General features: G+C 66.0%; 17 protein-coding genes. 6 read left to right on the forward strand and 11 right to left on the reverse strand.

Annotated features, from left to right (window positions below):
* Nucleotides 1–101 precede the first annotated feature (101 nt).
* The 5 genes from ruvB to J6595_RS01865 form a co-directional block, all read right to left on the reverse strand.
* Nucleotides 102–1,151: a Holliday junction branch migration DNA helicase RuvB gene (gene ruvB, locus J6595_RS01845; RefSeq protein WP_209592741.1), complete on the reverse strand. Its 1,050-nt coding sequence runs from the start codon at nucleotides 1,149–1,151 to the stop codon at nucleotides 102–104.
* Complete coding sequence (locus tag J6595_RS01850) at nucleotides 1,148–1,549, reverse strand: type II toxin-antitoxin system VapC family toxin (protein WP_209592742.1); 402 nt, start codon at nucleotides 1,547–1,549, stop codon at nucleotides 1,148–1,150. Before J6595_RS01850 ends, ruvB begins: the two co-directional genes overlap by 4 nt.
* Nucleotides 1,550–1,825, reverse strand: coding sequence for an AbrB/MazE/SpoVT family DNA-binding domain-containing protein (locus J6595_RS01855; protein ID WP_209592743.1), 276 nt, complete (start codon nucleotides 1,823–1,825; stop codon nucleotides 1,550–1,552). It abuts the gene before it with no gap.
* Nucleotides 1,826–1,880: 55 nt separating this feature from the next.
* On the reverse strand, nucleotides 1,881–2,504 hold the full coding sequence (ruvA, locus tag J6595_RS01860; RefSeq protein ID WP_209592744.1) for a Holliday junction branch migration protein RuvA: 624 nt from the start codon (nucleotides 2,502–2,504) through the stop codon (nucleotides 1,881–1,883).
* Nucleotides 2,505–2,835: 331 nt separating this feature from the next.
* The gene (locus tag J6595_RS01865) at nucleotides 2,836–3,261 is read right to left on the reverse strand and encodes a hypothetical protein (protein ID WP_209592745.1); all 426 of its coding nucleotides are present in this window, start codon (nucleotides 3,259–3,261) and stop codon (nucleotides 2,836–2,838) included.
* Between the two features lie 396 nt (nucleotides 3,262–3,657).
* Here J6595_RS01865 and J6595_RS01870 point away from each other — a divergent pair, with 396 nt between their 5' ends.
* The 4 genes from J6595_RS01870 to lpdA all read left to right on the forward strand — a co-directional run bounded on the left by J6595_RS01870 (nucleotide 3,658) and on the right by lpdA (nucleotide 8,996).
* Complete coding sequence (locus tag J6595_RS01870; RefSeq protein WP_209592746.1) at nucleotides 3,658–4,884, forward strand: 3-methyl-2-oxobutanoate dehydrogenase (2-methylpropanoyl-transferring) subunit alpha; 1,227 nt, start codon at nucleotides 3,658–3,660, stop codon at nucleotides 4,882–4,884.
* A gap of 298 nt (nucleotides 4,885–5,182) precedes the next feature.
* Nucleotides 5,183–6,196, forward strand: a complete 1,014-nt coding sequence (locus J6595_RS01875) for an alpha-ketoacid dehydrogenase subunit beta (RefSeq protein WP_209592747.1) — start codon at nucleotides 5,183–5,185, stop codon at nucleotides 6,194–6,196.
* 2 nt (nucleotides 6,197–6,198) lie between these two features.
* Nucleotides 6,199–7,602: a dihydrolipoamide acetyltransferase family protein gene (locus J6595_RS01880; protein ID WP_209592748.1), complete on the forward strand. Its 1,404-nt coding sequence runs from the start codon at nucleotides 6,199–6,201 to the stop codon at nucleotides 7,600–7,602.
* Nucleotides 7,599–8,996: a dihydrolipoyl dehydrogenase gene (gene lpdA / locus J6595_RS01885; protein ID WP_209592749.1), complete on the forward strand. Its 1,398-nt coding sequence runs from the start codon at nucleotides 7,599–7,601 to the stop codon at nucleotides 8,994–8,996. The genes J6595_RS01880 and lpdA overlap by 4 nt, the downstream gene beginning before the upstream one ends.
* 183 nt (nucleotides 8,997–9,179) lie before the next feature.
* Here lpdA and vapC read toward each other — a convergent pair whose 3' ends face one another.
* From vapC to J6595_RS01915, 6 genes are all read right to left on the reverse strand, one after another.
* A complete protein-coding gene (vapC, locus tag J6595_RS01890; RefSeq protein ID WP_209592750.1) occupies nucleotides 9,180–9,578 on the reverse strand; it encodes a type II toxin-antitoxin system tRNA(fMet)-specific endonuclease VapC in 399 nt (132 codons plus the stop codon).
* Nucleotides 9,578–9,811, reverse strand: coding sequence for a type II toxin-antitoxin system VapB family antitoxin (gene vapB, locus J6595_RS01895; RefSeq protein WP_209592751.1), 234 nt, complete (start codon nucleotides 9,809–9,811; stop codon nucleotides 9,578–9,580). The genes vapC and vapB overlap by 1 nt, the downstream gene beginning before the upstream one ends.
* 87 nt (nucleotides 9,812–9,898) lie before the next feature.
* A complete protein-coding gene (locus J6595_RS01900) occupies nucleotides 9,899–10,255 on the reverse strand; it encodes a tRNA-binding protein (RefSeq protein ID WP_209592752.1) in 357 nt (118 codons plus the stop codon).
* Between the two features lie 53 nt (nucleotides 10,256–10,308).
* Nucleotides 10,309–11,115 (reverse strand): pyrroline-5-carboxylate reductase, encoded by an 807-nt coding sequence (gene proC, locus J6595_RS01905; RefSeq protein WP_209592753.1) that lies wholly within the window; start codon nucleotides 11,113–11,115, stop codon nucleotides 10,309–10,311.
* A gap of 169 nt (nucleotides 11,116–11,284) precedes the next feature.
* Nucleotides 11,285–11,785, reverse strand: coding sequence for a type III secretion system chaperone family protein (locus J6595_RS01910; protein WP_209592754.1), 501 nt, complete (start codon nucleotides 11,783–11,785; stop codon nucleotides 11,285–11,287).
* Nucleotides 11,786–12,201: 416 nt separating this feature from the next.
* Nucleotides 12,202–12,471 (reverse strand): accessory factor UbiK family protein, encoded by a 270-nt coding sequence (locus J6595_RS01915; RefSeq protein ID WP_209592755.1) that lies wholly within the window; start codon nucleotides 12,469–12,471, stop codon nucleotides 12,202–12,204.
* Between the two features lie 238 nt (nucleotides 12,472–12,709).
* Between J6595_RS01915 and lgt the strand changes: the two genes are divergently transcribed.
* Nucleotides 12,710–13,600 carry a prolipoprotein diacylglyceryl transferase gene (gene lgt, locus J6595_RS01920; protein ID WP_209592756.1) on the forward strand — a complete coding sequence of 297 codons (891 nt, stop codon included), beginning with the start codon at nucleotides 12,710–12,712 and terminating at the stop codon, nucleotides 13,598–13,600.
* The gene (locus J6595_RS01925) at nucleotides 13,597–14,694 is read left to right on the forward strand and encodes a class I SAM-dependent methyltransferase (RefSeq protein ID WP_209592757.1); all 1,098 of its coding nucleotides are present in this window, start codon (nucleotides 13,597–13,599) and stop codon (nucleotides 14,692–14,694) included. The genes lgt and J6595_RS01925 overlap by 4 nt, the downstream gene beginning before the upstream one ends.
* The last annotated feature ends 31 nt before the right edge of the window (nucleotides 14,695–14,725 follow it).

Consider the following 14,725-nt stretch of genomic DNA (forward strand, 5'->3'; position numbering starts at 1 on the left):
CTCGGATGATCGGACAATGAAAAGGCCTGCGACTTCGCAGGCCGGCTGGAGCGGGACGCGCTACTCGAGGGCCTGACGCGGGGTCTCGCAGGGCTGACGGCTCAGCCCTCGCCGCCGCCCTCCTCGAACAGGTTCGCCTGCACGCCCTGATAGGCCGGCGGCACAGCGAGCCCCAGATGCTTGAAGGCGTGCTGGGTGAGCAGCCGGCCGCGCGGCGTGCGCTGGAGAAAGCCCTGTTGCAGGAGATAGGGCTCGACGATGTCCTCGATCGCATCGCGCGGTTCCGACAGCGCCGCCGCGATCGTCTCGATGCCGACCGGACCACCGCCGAAATTGAGCGCAATGAGGTCGAGATAACGCCGGTCGAGCTGGTCGAGGCCGAGGCTGTCGACCTCGAGCCGCGTGAGCGCCGCATCCGCCGAGCGCCGGTCGACGATCTCGGCGCCTTCGGCATGGGCGAAGTCCCGCACCCGGCGCAGGAGCCGGCCCGCGATGCGTGGCGTGCCGCGCGCCCTTCGCGCGATCTCCTTGGCCCCATCCTCGCTCATCGGCAGGCCCATCAGCCGGGCGCCGCGCGTGACGATATGTTCGAGCTCGGCGACGGTGTAGAAATTCAACCGCACCGGGATGCCGAAACGGTCGCGCAGCGGCGTCGTCAAAAGCCCGAGCCGGGTGGTCGCCGCAACGAGCGTGAATTTCGACAGGTCGATCTTCACCGAACGTGCCGCCGGGCCCTCGCCGATGATCAGGTCGAGCTGAAAATCCTCCATTGCCGGATAGAGGATCTCCTCGACGGCCGGCGACAGGCGGTGAATCTCGTCGATGAACAGGACGTCGCGCTCTTCGAGATTGGTGAGCAGCGCGGCGAGATCGCCGGCCTTGGCGATGACCGGGCCGGAGGTCGAGCGGAAATTGACGCCGAGTTCCTTGGCCATGATCTGGGCGAGCGTCGTCTTGCCGAGCCCGGGCGGGCCGACAAAGAGCACGTGATCCAGCGCCTCGCCGCGCGCCTTCGCCGCCTCGATGAAGACCTTCAGGTTCGCCCGCGCCGCCGCCTGGCCAACGAAATCGTCCAGCCTTTGCGGGCGCAGCGCCTGATCGACGTCCTCGCCGCGTTTGTCCGGCGTGATGAGGCGCGAGGTTTCGCTCATGCAAGGAGTTCCATTTCGGGCAGCCGCGAGGCCGACTTCCTGTCGAATGTGACGGTCACGTCGCAGCCGGCCCGCCGCGCAAGCCCGGCAATCACGGCATCGGCGAAATCGGCATTCGAGGCGATCGAGCGATGCAAGGCTTCAACGAGCACATCGAGTTCACCGAATTCCATTGTCGAGGCAGAAAACAGGCGTGTGAAGATCGAGCCGATCACCTTTCTTGGGATGCGATAGCGGGTCGCGAGCACCCAGTGCAATTCGAGCATCACAGCCACGGATACGTAGCCAGGATCGGCATGCGACAGAGACAGAACGAAGGCGCGGGCTTGACGCGACTGCACTGGATCGTCTTGCAGGATCGATCGCAAGAGAACGTTGGTATCGATTCCCCGCTTCATTCAGGCCGAATGCTTCTTCATGCGCGCCGGCCCATCGACATGGTCCGCTATACCTTGAGCGATTGCGCCATCATAGTCGTCGAGCGTCGTGCCTTCGACGGCATAGGCTGACAAGGCACCAAACAGATCCTCCACTGAACCGTTGCGAGGCTGTATCACCACGGCCCCATCGATTAAGACGAACGCAATCCGGTCTCCCTGCTTGAGCTTCAATGCGTCACGGACGGGCTTGGGAAGCGTCACCTGTCCCTTGGAGCTTATCGTCGTCTCAAACATCGCCGCCTCCTTACATTTCAGCAAAAAGTAAGCACGAATTCGGCCAGCGCGCCACTCAATTGCGGCTCAGCGCCTTCAGCCCCAACCGGATGAGCCTGGCCCCGTCCGCCCCCTCGCCTGCCTCCTTGACGGCTGTCGCGACGGCACTCGCCGCCTGATCGCGCGAATAGCCGAGATTGACGAGGGCCGAGACCGCGTCGGCGATCGGCGCGGGTGCCGTGCCGCCGCCGATGTCGCGCTTGAGGCCGAAGCTTTCCTCCGCGCCGGGGCCGGAAAAGGCCGGTGCGCGATCCTTCAGCTCGGCGACGATGCGGGCTGCGACCTTCGGCCCGACGCCCGGCGCGCGCGCCACCATCGCCTTGTCCTGCAGCGCGACGGCATTGGCGAGGTCGCCGGCAGACAAGGTGCCGACGACGGCGAGCGCGACCTTCGAGCCGACCCCTTGCACGGTCTGGAGCAGCCGGAACCAGTCCCGCTCGGCGACGGTGGCAAAGCCGTAGAGCCGGATCATGTCCTCGCGCACGACGGTCTCGATGAAGAGGACGACCGCCTCGCCCGGGCCGGCGAGCGAGGCAAGCGTCCGCGCGCCGCAATAGGCGACGTAGCCAACCCCGTGCACGTCGACGACAACGTGATCCTCACCGATCTCGTCGACGGTTCCCTTCAGCTTGCCGATCATCTTCGCCCAAAGCCCCGCGGCCGGAACAGACGGTCCCGGCATCATCCAAGAGGCGCATGGCGGCGCCCAGTCCCATCGCGCTAAGCAAGTTGATAGAACATGTCAAGAACATGCTGTCCGGGCGCCGTCCGGGCATGTGCCGATCGGCGATCACCCAAGCAAGCCTTCGGTGACATGGGCACGGCTCGCGTCACGACGCCCGGGCCGGTGCCGGACGGGCCTGCAAGCGGCACGCCGGAAAGGGCATGATCCGAGCCGATTGGCAGCCTTCACGAAAAACGCCCGCCGGTCAGGCACGACGGCGGGTCGTCTGTTGCTGGTGAAGTCTCTTCTACCGTCCGCTGCAGACCGTCACATTGCCGATCCGCGTGCAGTTTCGCCGAGGGCGCCGGTAGACACCGCACAGGCGGGGATTGCGGCGTCGAAAGCGGCGGTAGCGGCATTGCCGCGGGACACGTCGGACGGGCCGGCTCCGGCGCCGGTAGCGGCGCCGACCATGCGAATGCCGGTAACCGGTATAATGGGCGGTCTCGTACTCGCCCTCGTCCGGGCTCACCTCATCGATGAGATCGAGAAGATCGCCGTCGAGCGTCTGTGCCGCCTCCGCGTGATCGGCGAATGGCAGGGCAGTTGCGACGATCGCACAGCCGGCTGCGCCAAGTCCGAACAGCACCCGTCTACGCGCCAGATCCGGCTCGGCTTCCTTTGTTTGTTCGGCCTTTCGACCGAACGGCCATGACATTTTGAAAAATGGCATGATTTGTCTCCGTGTGGGCCGCCCCTTGCAGCATTTCCTCCGGCGCTGAGGTCTTCGCCTCGGGCGTCATGTCGCCTTTGCGCCGTCATGCGCGACCGTCCATCGACACCATGCCATGGGATCAGCGGAGCGGACGCAGGCTGGCACGCTATGCCTTTAAGGAAGCAAAATCGACCATGCCGCTATCAAAACAATGTTTTGGACCTGACAAGACCATTCCACGGTGCGAGATCGGACGCTGCGAAGGGGTGCGGGAGAAGCTTCTCGCGCGGCAGATCTGTGGCACCGTCCGAGAGAGCTGATCTTTGCAGGCGCCCGGCAAGTTCGCCCGTCTGGCGCTGTCGAACCCGTGATCGCGATCTATCTCATACCCTGTCGAAGCTTGGGAGGGCGGACATGGGTAGCGGCTTGAGCCTGCACGTTCCCGAACCGGAGGTCAGGCCGGGAGGCGCGCCGGACTTTTCCGGCGTGAAGATCGCACGGGCCGGAACGGTGCGACGCCCGCCCGTCGATGTCGATCCGTCGGAGATCCGCGATCTGGCGTTTTCGATCATCCGCGTTCTCAACCGCAACGGCGAAGCCGTCGGCGAATGGGCCGGCACGCTCACCGACGAGGAGACCCTCGCCGGACTGAAGACCATGATGCGTGTGCGCGCCTTCGACCGGCGCATGCTGATGGCCCAGCGCCAGGGCAAGACGAGCTTCTACATGCAGTGCCTCGGCGAGGAGGCGATCGCCTGCGCCTTCCGAAAGGCGCTCGAGCCCGGCGACATGAACTTCCCCACCTATCGCCAGCAGGGCCTGTTGATCGCCGACGATTACCCCCTCGTCGACATGATGTGCCAGATCTATTCCAACCGCCGCGATCCTCTGAAGGGCCGACAACTGCCGATCATGTATTCGTCGAAGAGCCACGGCTTCTTCTCGATCTCCGGCAATCTCGCCACCCAGTTCGTGCAAGGCGTCGGCTGGGCCATGGCTTCGGCGATCAAGGGCGGCAAGGACATCGCCGCCGCCTGGATCGGCGACGGCTCGACGGCGGAGAGCGACTTTCACGCCGGCATGGTCTTCGCCTCGACCTACAAGGCGCCCGTCGTTCTCAACATCGTCAACAACCAATGGGCGATCTCGACCTTCCAGGGCATCGCCAAGGGCGGTTCGGGCACCTTTGCCGCAAGAGGCCTCGGCTTCGGGATTCCGTCTCTGAGGGTCGACGGCAACGACTATCTCGCCGTCCACGCGGCGGCGAAATGGGCTGTCGAGCGGGCGCGCCGGAACCTCGGGCCGACCCTGATCGAATGGGTGACTTACCGCGCCGCCGCCCATTCCACCTCCGACGATCCCTCCGCCTATCGCCCGAAGGAAGAGACCGACGCCTGGCCGCTCGGCGATCCGGTCAAGCGGCTGAAGAACCATCTGATCCTTCGCGGCGCCTGGAGCGAGGAGCGCCACGTCCAGGCCGAAGCCGAGATCGACGCCGAAATCCTCGCCGCGCAGAAGGAAGCCGAAAGCCACGGCACGCTCCACACCGGGCCCAAGCCCTCGGTGCGCGACATGTTCGAGGGCGTTTACGAGGAGATGCCGCCACATCTGAGGCGCCAGCGCCAGGAGGCGGGGGTTTGAAGATGGGTTGGAGCTTTGGGCTGCGACGATCGCGAGCGAGCCTTGACGACTTGCGTCGGCGCAAAAGCACCCCCCTCTGCCCTGCCGGGCATCTCCCCCACAAGGGGGGAGATCAGGCAACCGGACGGCACGGCACCCATTCCTCTCCGGATCCGCAAGTAGCAACCTTGAAGGTAAGGCGTGGCAGAAGCCCAGGATCGATTTCCCCCCTTGTGGGGGAGATGTCCGGCAGGACAGAGGGGGGTGCAGCGCGGCGGTCCTTCCATAAAATCGCCACTGCGGACGCGGGAGCTTCGCCATGCCCCGCATGACGATGATCGAGGCGATCCGCGACGCCCATGGGGTGAAGATGGCGGAGGACGACAATGTCGTCGTCTTCGGCGAGGACGTCGGCTATTTCGGCGGTGTCTTCCGCTGCACCGCGGGCTTGCAGGAGCGCTTCGGCAAGAGCCGCTGTTTCGATGCGCCGATCAACGAGAGCGGCATCGTCGGCACGGCGATCGGTATGGCCGCCTTCGGACTGCGGCCGGTCGTCGAGATGCAGTTCGCCGACTATGTCTATCCGGCCTACGACCAGATCGTCTCGGAGGCCGCGCGTCTCAGATACCGCTCGGCCGGCGACTTCACCTGCCCGCTCGTCGTCAGGATGCCGACCGGCGGCGGCATCTTCGGCGGCCAGACCCATTCGCAATCGCCCGAAGCGCTGTTCACCCACGTCTCGGGCCTGAAGACGGTCGTCCCCTCCAATCCTTACGACGCCAAGGGCCTCCTGATCGCGGCGATCGAGGACAATGATCCGGTGATCTTCCTCGAGCCGAAGCGCCTCTATAACGGCCCCTTCGACGGCGACCACGACAAGCCGGTCACGCCCTGGTCGAAGCATCCACTCGGCGAGGTGCCGGACGGCCGCTATATCGTGCCGCTCGGCAAGGGCGCCATCCGCCGCGAGGGCGCGGCGCTCACCGTGCTCGCCTATGGCACGATGGTGCATGTGGCGGAGGCCGCGGCCGAGATGGTCGGCATCGACGCCGAGATCGTCGACCTGCGCACCCTGATGCCGCTCGATCTCGATCTGATCGAGGCCTCGGTGAAGAAGACCGGCCGCTGTCTCGTCGTCCACGAGGCGACGCTGACCTCGGGCTTCGGCGCCGAACTCGTCGCGGTGGTCGCCGACGCCTGCTTCTATCATCTCGAAGCCCCGATCGTCAGGGTCGCCGGCTGGGACACGCCCTATCCGCACGCGCAGGAGTGGGACTACTTTCCCGGCCAGGCCCGCATCGGCGGCGCGATGAAGCGCGTGATGGAGGGCTGATCATGGGCAGCTACACCATCAAGCTCCCCGATGTCGGCGAGGGCGTCGCCGAGGCCGAACTCGTCGAATGGCACGTCAAGATCGGCGATCCCGTCAAGGAGGACATGACGCTCGCCGCCGTGATGACCGACAAGGCGACGGTGGACATCCCCTCGCCGGTGAACGGCACGGTGACATGGCTCGGCGGCAAGGTCGGCGAGACGCTGGCCGTCGGCTCGCCGCTGGTCAGGCTCGACGTCGATGGGCCGGGCGGGACGAATGAGCTTGAGGCCAAGACGGGAGGCACGGCGTCGACGCCGCCGATCTCCCCCCTTGTGGGGGAGATGCCCGGCAGGGCAGAGGGGGGCGCCGAAGGGCGCGGCGCGTCAGAACCCGAAATCGAGAAGCGTGGCGCCGAGACGCCCCCCTCTGGGCTGCCGCCCGCCGGGGCGAGCCACGGGTCTCGCCCGTCCTCCGGACCCCCCACAAGGGGGGAGATCAGGCCAGTCGCCAAGGCCCCATCAAACTCACACCCCGACCGTAAACCCGGCGACAAACCCCTCGCTTCGCCGGCCGTCCGCCGCCGCGCAATGGAGGCCGGCATCGACCTGCGGCGGGTCGCTGGTTCCGGCCCCGCCGGCCGCATTTCGTCCGATGACCTTGCCGCCTATCTGGAAAGTGGCGCCGAAGCGCCCGCCGGCCGCGGCAGAATTGCCGACACTGCCGTCACCGAGGTGAGGATCACCGGCCTGCGCCGGCGCATTGCCGAGAAGATGGAAACGGCAAGCCGCCAGATTGCCCACATCACCTATGTCGACGAGATCGACATGGAGGCGGTGGAGGCCCTGCGCGCGGCGATGAACGCCGATCGGCGCGAGGATCGGCCGAAACTGACGATCCTCCCCTTCCTGATGAAGGCGATCGTCATCGCCGTGCGGGACCAGCCGGTGATGAACGCGCTCTATGACGACGAGGCGGGCGTCCTTCACCAGCATGGCGGCGTCCATATCGGCATCGCGGCGCAGACCGGCTCCGGCCTGATGGTGCCGGTCGCGCGCCACTGCGAGGCCCGCGACGTCTGGAACTGCGCGGCAGAGGTCGCGCGGCTCGGCGAGGCGGCGAAGGCCGGCTCGGCCAGGCGCGAGGAACTCTCCGGCTCGACCATCACCATCACCTCGCTCGGCGCGCTGGGCGGCATCGCCACGACGCCGATCATCAACCATCCGGAGGTCGCCATCGTCGGCGTCAACAAGATGGAGGTACGGCCGGTCTGGGACGGCACGCAATTCGTTCCGAGGAAGCGCATGAACCTCTCCTCCAGCTTCGATCACCGGGTGATCGACGGCCACGACGCGGCCGTCTTCGTCCAGCGGATCAAGCGTCTCCTGGAAAATCCGGCCATGATCTTCGTCGAGGATGCGGCATGAACGAGATCTCCTGCCAGTTCCTCGTCATCGGCGCCGGCCCCGGCGGCTATGTCGCGGCGATCCGCGCCGGCCAGCTCGGCCTCGACACGGTCGTGGTCGACGACAGGAAGCCCGGTGGCACCTGCCTCAACATCGGCTGCATCCCCTCCAAGGCGCTGATCCATGCGGCAGACGAGTATTTTCTCATGAAGGAGGCGTCCGAGGCGAAGGCGATTCCCGGCATTACCGCAGGAGCGCCGAGCCTCGACTGGCCCGCCGTCGTCGGCTGGAAGGACGGCATCGTCAACCGCCTCAACAACGGCGTCACCGGCCTGTTCAAGAAGGCCCGCGTGAAACTCGTCGAAGGTCGGGCGCGGTTCATCGACGGCAAGACCGTCATCGTCACCGGCGAAACCGGCGAACAGCGGATCAGCGCGCAGACGGTGGTGATCGCGACGGGCTCGGAGCCGGTCGAACTCGCCGCCCTGCCCTTTGGCGGCAAGGTGATCTCGTCGGCCGAGGCGCTGTCGCTTGCCGCCCCGCCGCAGCGCCTCGCCGTCGTCGGAGGCGGCTATATCGGCGTCGAACTCGGCACGGCCTTCGCGAAGCTCGGCTCGAACGTCACCGTCGTCGAGGCGTCGGACGAGATCCTGCCGCTCTACGACGCCGATCTCGTCAAGCCGGTGCGGCAACGCCTTGCCCATCTCGGCGTCGCGGTGATGACCGGGGCGAAGGCGCAGGGCCTTGCCGGCGAAACCTCGGACCTCCTGGTCGAGACATCCGACGGCGAAGAGCGCCGCATTCCCTGCGATACCGTCCTCGTCACCGTCGGCCGCCGGCCGGTCACCGAGGGCTGGGGCCGCGAGGAGCTGGTGCTCGACATGGACGGGCCGTTCATCCGCACCGACGAGACCCGGCGAACGGCGATGCGCGGCGTCTATGCCATCGGCGACGTCGCCGGCGAACCGATGCTCGCCCACAAGGCGATGGCGGAAGGCGAAATGGTCGCCGAGATCGCGGCCGGTCACCGCCGTGCCTTCGACCACCGGGCGATCCCCGCCATCTGCTTCACCGATCCGGAGATCGTCTCGGTCGGGCTGTCGCCGGCCGATGCCAAGGCGCAAGGCATCGAGACCACGCTCGGCCGGTTTCCGTTCCAGGCGAGCGGCCGGGCGATGACGCTTTCCCGCGAGGACGGCTTCGTGCGTGTCGTCGCGCGCGCCGACAACCACCTCGTCCTCGGCATCCAGGCCGTCGGTTCCGGCGTCAGCGAATTGTCCGCCGCCTTTTCGCTGGCACTGGAGATGGGCGCCTGCCTCGAAGACGTCGCCGGCACGATCCACGCCCATCCGACGCTGAGTGAAAGCTTTCAGGAGGCGGCACTCGGGGCGCTGGGCAAGGCGCTACACGTTTGATGATCGCGCCTGCCGCCCCTCGCCCTTCGAGGCCGCCTGCGGCGGCACCTCAGGATGAGGGGCTGCTGATAAGCGCGTAACTGACGATCAGCTCAGAGCGCCGCATTGAACCGAGCCCCTCATCCTGAGGCGCTCGCGAAGCGAGCCTCGAAGGGCGAGGGGCGCTCGGCACAGCCCGATCGCCTACAACCAGTTTTCGACCCTGAGGCCCGGCATCCGATCGAACTCGCGTCGATTGTTCGTGACGAGGATGAGGCCCTCGCTTCGGGCATGGGCGCCGATCTGCATGTCGTAGGGGCCACAGGGCGTGCCAGCCCTTTCGAGTTCCGCCCGAAGCTGCCCATAATGCGCGGCGGCCTTTTCGCCGAACGGCAAGACCTCCAGCCTCGCGACGAAATGCTCGATCGCCGCCTGGTTGTCGAATGGTCGGGCCGATTTCTCCGCGCCATAGGCGAGCTCGGCGAGAGTGATGCTTGAAATGCAGAGCTGCTCGGCCAAGGCGTTGAACCGCTCACGCACCTGTGGGGGATAGGTCTTCATCACATGGATGCAGATGTTGGTGTCCAGCATATAGCCGAGCATCAGAACGGCTCGCGCTCCTCCGCTGGCGGCTGCTCACGGACATCCAGAAAATCGTCGCTCACCCTTGGGCCATTCTCAAAGAGGTCGTCCCAGCGTTGGCCTTTCGGCACGATGACGCGGCTGCGGCCGATTTTCAGAATATCGACCTGATGAACATCGGCTGGAAAGGCGACGGCCTTGGGCAGCCGGACAGCCTGACTGCGATTGCTGGTGAAAATCGTTGAACTCGCCATGGCCTGACCTTACCGTATATCCCCTGGGGATATACATACTTGCAGGCAAAGCGATGTTCAACATCTTCTCCCTGTAATCGACGGCCCTCAGAACATCCGCCCGCCCTTCGGCACCGCCTGCCCCGGGCCGAGCAGCACCACCTCGCCGTTTTCGTCCGGAACGCCCAGCGTCAGCACCTCCGAGCGCATCGGGCCGATCTGGCGGGGCGGGAAGTTGACGACGGCGATCACCTGCCGGCCGACCAGCTCTTCGGGTTGGTAGTGGACGGTGATCTGGGCGGAGGATTTCTTCACGCCGATCTCCTCGCCGAAATCGATCATCAGCTTGATCGCCGGCTTGCGCGCTTCGGGAAAGGGCGCGGCCTCGACGATGGTGCCGACGCGGATATCGACCTTCATGAAGTCGTCGAAGGTGATTTCCGGCGCGCGCTCGGTTGCGGTCATTGTCACGATTCCTGTTTACGCTGTCACGATCGGCTCTCGGGGCCGGGCGGGTCTCAGCCCTTTGCCAGTTCCCCTGCCCTGTCGCGCGCCGCGCCCATGGCTTCCTGCATCAGCTTTGCCAGCCGCTCCTCGCCCATCAGGACGTCGAGCGCGGCCTGGGTCGTGCCGTTCGGGGAGGTGACGTTCTTTCGAAGCGTCGCCGGCGGGTCGTCGGATCGGATCATCAGTTCCCCCGCCCCGGCAACCGTATGGCGGGCCAGACGCATGGCGAGATCGGCTGGCAGGCCGAGCTCTGCACCGGCTTTCGCCATGCACTCGGCGAGATGGAACACATAGGCCGGGCCGCTGCCGGAAACCGCCGTCACAGCGTCGATCAGAGGCTCTTCATCGACCCATTCCACCGGCCCGCTGGCTTCAAGCAGCGCGGTCGCCGCAGCGCGGTTCGCCTCGCTGGTGCGCTCGTTTCCATAGGCGCCGGTGACGCCGCGACCGATCAAGGCCGGGGTATTCGGCATGGCGCGCACGACCGGATGCTCGCCCAGTAGTTCTTCGATCGCGGCAATGGTCGTTCCCGCCGCAATCGAGACGACCAGCGTTTCGGGCTGCATCGCGGCCTTGAGCGGCGGGACGGCAGCACTCATCATCTGCGGTTTGACCGCGAGGACGACGATGTCGAAAGCGCCGTCCGGCACTGTCGTGCTGTGGCCGACGCCCTTGTCGATCAAAGGCTGCAGCGCCGGACCGACGGCCGGATCGACGACGGTCACCTTCGCGGCGTCCAGGCCCTTGTCCAGCCAGCCGCCGAGCAGCGCCGAGCCCATATTGCCGCCGCCGAGAAGAAGAATACGGGCATCGATCATCGGCACTCACTCCGGGAACACATCGCAAATCCTCAGGGCTTCTACCCTATCCGCCGTGCGACCGCCCGAAAACCGCAAATCCGGCTTTCGGCCCATGCCGATCTCGCATGGACCCGATCTCAGAGTGGATCGTGCCGCAAGGCCGTGGCCCGGGGCGCGGGGCGAGGCGTCAGGCCTCGCCGACCGTCTCGAACATCGTGGCGCTCAGCGCATCCTCGGCCGACTTGTCGGCCCAGATGACGAACTGGAACGCCTGGTAGAAGCGCTCGCAGCTTTCCAGAGCCATGGTGAGCATGCGCTCGGCCTGGCCGCTGGTCGCATCGAGCCCGTTCGACAGGAGCAGGGAATGGCGGAACATCACCGCTCCTTCCTTGCGCCACAGGTCGAAGTGTCCGACCACCAGCTTCTCGTTGATGCGGGCGAGCAGCGTCTGGATCTCCGCATGCCGGTGGGGCGGCACCTTGAGATCGAAGGCGCAGGCGAGATGCAGCGCCTCCATGTCGTCGATCCAGGAAAAGGACACCGAATAATCGGTCCACACCCCGGCGACCGCAACCGCCAGCTCGTCTTCGCAGGAGCGCTCGAACGCCCATTCGCGCGACGTCGCCACCCACTCGATCACATCGACAGGGTTCGACTGTCGCAGGACCGCCATGTCGTCGAATTGCATGCTGATTCCTCGTAAAGACTGAATGGGCGGGCAGCCGCCCGCCGCGGCAGCCACCCGCAGGGTCATTCATTCGCCGCCGCCGACGAATCACCCTTGAGAATCAGCATACAGACGGCGAGTCTTCACGCTAAGAGCGTTAACCGTTTTTTCGTATTCTTCTGCTCGCCGTCCTCAAGAATCGCTGGACGTCGATCCTTAAGCGACTCTGCGGACAGGCATTTTTGAACGAAGAATCGACGCTGCCGGTCGCATCGCCCTGTCGATAGCCTGTGGATAAGACTCAGGAGCCGAGGTGATGCGACGATCCGGCGAAGAGGCGGACGGACCTTGCGCGGTTCCGCCTGCCTAAAATGCCCGGCCGTCACGGGACGGCGGGGGAGGATGTCAACGAACGCGATCGCGGATCGAACGGGCGATCAGGCCCCTTCGCCGGAGCCGCCCATCTTCGCCTCGATGTCGGCGAGCCGCTTCTTCAGCGCCTCGTTTTCCATGCGCGCCTTCATCGCCATCTCGCGCACCGCCTCGAATTCCTCGCGCTGGACGAGATCCATCTGGTTGAGCAGGCGCTCGCCCTGGGTGCGGAACAGCGTCTCGACCTCGCGCCGCACGCCCTGGGCGGTACCTGCCGCGTCGGTCATCACACGGGCGAATTCGTCGAGCATGCGATTGGGGGCTCGGTTGGGCATCGTGGTCTCCGGGTTCAAGATGTTTCATCGCAGGTAGAGGCGCTTCGGGCTTTAGACAATAGCCGCCGCCTCGCGCCGGCCGCGTTCCGATGCGGTTTCGGCCTGTCATTCGTGCCGCCGATCCCGCGTCCGGTCTTCAAAGCGTCGCCGCTTGGGCTTATGAGGGCCTCGCGTGACGTGGCTCGAACGATGGGAGCGGCCGCGCCGATGAACACGGACGACGAGGCCCGCTTCGACCATGCTTCCCCTTCAAACCTTCGGCGTCCTCGCCTATCCGAACATCGATCCGGTGTTCTTGCAGATCGGGCCGATCGCGTTGCACTGGTATGGCCTTGCCTATGTCGCGGGCATTCTGTGCGGCTGGCTCTACGGACGATATCTGGTCGCCAATCCGCGCCTGTGGCCGAACGGCGTTTCGCCGATCACCAAGCTGCAGATCGACGACATGATCCTCTACCTCGTCCTTGGCATCGTCCTCGGCGGGCGGATCGGCTACGTTCTTTTCTACAATCCGATGGAATATCTCGCCGACCCCCTCAGCGTCTTTTCGGTCTGGGACGGCGGCATGGCCTTCCATGGGGGGCTCGTCGGCGTGACGGTGGCGCTCATCCTGTTCTGCCGCCAGAACAAGGTGCCGTTCTTCAGCCTGATCGACGTCGTCGCGGCCTCGGTGCCCTTCGGGCTGTTCTTCGGCCGCATCGCCAACTTCATCAACAGCGAACTCTGGGGTTCGCCCTCCAACGTCCCCTGGGCGATGGTCTTTCCCACCGGCGGGCCTGAGCCCCGTCATCCGAGCCAGCTCTACGAAGCGGCGCTGGAAGGCGTCCTGCTGTGGATCATCCTTCGGATCGCCACCCACTCTTTCAAGTCGCTCGGCCGGCCGCGCCTCACGGCCGGACTGTTCATCTTCTTCTACGGCGTCGCCCGCACCCTCGTCGAAGCCTTCTGGCGCATTCCCGACGCCCAGCTCGGCTATCTGTATGGCGGCTGGCTGACCATGGGCATGCTCCTGTCCGCCCCGATGCTGCTCGTCGGCGCGTGGGCCATCCTCACCGCAAGACCGGTCGCCTACGAGCCGCGCGAAAGCGCGGACGACGTCGCCGAGAAAGCAGGTTCGGCGAAACTGTGAACGCGCTGGCGCAAAAGATCGCCGAGATCATTCGACGCGAGGGACCGATCCGCATCGACCGGTTCTGGAATCTCGCGCTGTTCGACGCCTCCGCCGGCTATTACGCGACGAAGAACCCGTTCGGCCGGGCCGGCGACTTCGTCACCGCGCCGGAGGTCAGCCAGATGTTCGGCGAGCTCATCGGCGCCTGGGTCGCCGCCGCATGGGCCGCGATCGGCCGGCCCCGCCCGTTCCGTCTCGTGGAGATCGGCCCCGGCCGTGGCACGCTGATGGCCGACATGCTTCGCACGCTGAGACACGCCGCGCCCGCCTGCCTTGGCGCTGCCAGCATTCACCTCGTCGAAACCAGCGAGACGCTCGCGGCCGTGCAGGCGGAGACGCTGGCGCCCTTCGACATGCCGATCCGCCGCCATCGCAAACTCGCCGAAATCGGCGACGGCCCCGCCATCATCGTCGCCAACGAGCTCTTCGACGCCATCGCGATCCGTCAGTTCGTCTATGACGGCGATGGGTTCCGCGAGCGCTGCGTCGGCCTTTCGGAAGCGGGCAAGCTCGAATTCGTGCTCTGCGAGCACCAGCAGCCCAACCTTGCCGCCCTGCCCCATCCCCCCGCCGCGGGCGCCGTGCTCGAGATCTCCCCCGAACGCGACGCGCTCGGCGTTCTCATCGCCGAGCGCCTGGCGAGAGACGGTGGCGCCGGCCTCTTCATCGACTACGGCCATGCCGAGACCGCCTATGGCGATACGCTTCAGGCCGTGCACGAACACGCCTATGCCGATCCGCTCGACCGGCCGGGCAGTTGCGACATCACCAGCCACGTCGATTTCTCCCGCCTCGGACGGATCTTCGCCTCGCGCGGGCTCGCAGCCTCGCCGGTCTGCGAACAGGGGGAATTCCTGCTCGCGCTCGGCCTCCTGGAACGGGCCGGCGTCCTGGGCGGCCCCATGGACGCCGCCGGGCGCCGGGAGATCGAACGGGCCGTCGCCCGTCTCGCCGGCTCCGGCAGCGGCGAAATGGGCGCCCTTTTCAAGGTGATCGCCGTTGCACAGACCGCGATCCCCTTGCCGCCATTCACCCGTATCCAGCCGGATTGACTTCCCATGTCGCCTCAACCACCATCCCCGG

It is taken from the genome of Jiella mangrovi (genome assembly GCF_017815135.1).
GTDB lineage: Bacteria > Pseudomonadota > Alphaproteobacteria > Rhizobiales > Rhizobiaceae > Jiella > Jiella mangrovi.